Below are 663 nucleotides of genomic sequence, written 5' to 3'. Positions count from 1 at the left end.
TGTCAAGGCGGCGCTCCTGCCGCCTGGCATATATCAAGTGTACCGCACAGCGGATGCGGCGCATCTTTCTATTCGGAGCCTGATTTCCAGGCATGACCCGACCATTGCACAACTGAACAGAGCAGGAGATGAGGGCCGTGCCTCTGACATCCGGACCGGATATGCCAAAAAGACAGACGTGTCTTCTTTCCTGCACAGCTTTACAGGAAAGGAGAAGACTGTGACGAAGAAAAATGACAATTTTATCATGCTTCCCACCGTGGACGTGTGCTTTAAGGGGCTGATGTACAATCCCAAGGTGAGAAAGGGCTTTATCGCCGCCCTGCTGGGGGCGGACCCGGCGGCTGTCCGGGAGACGGTGCTGCTCCCCACAGCGCTGCGGCAGGAATACCCGGACGAGAAGCTGGGCATCCTGGATGTCCGCACCCTGATGGAGGACGGAGCCCAGATCAATATGGAGATGCAGGCTTACCCGTTCGGGGAGTGGGACGCCAGGTCCCTGTTCTACCTGAGTAAAATGTACGCAGAGCAGATCGGGAGGGGTGACCCCTACACGAAGCTGAAAAAGTGTATCCATGTGAGCATACTGGATTTTATCCGCTTTGCGGATGATGAGAAATGCCACCGGACCATCCGCCTGTGTGATGAGCAGACGGGGAAAAA

1 protein-coding gene is annotated in these 663 nt (G+C 55.8%); it reads left to right on the top strand.

Annotated features, from left to right (window positions below; genetic code table 11):
• Positions 1-37: 37 nt before the first annotated feature.
• The coding region (locus B5E62_RS16845; RefSeq protein ID WP_143468889.1) for an Rpn family recombination-promoting nuclease/putative transposase at positions 38-663 on the top strand (626 nt) is incomplete at its 3' end.

This window comes from Lachnoclostridium sp. An118, assembly GCF_002160985.1.
Lineage (GTDB): Bacteria > Bacillota > Clostridia > Lachnospirales > Lachnospiraceae > Claveliimonas > Claveliimonas stercoravium.
The sequence above is the reverse complement of the archived record's forward strand: the minus strand, read 5'-3'. Positions and strand labels throughout refer to the sequence as shown.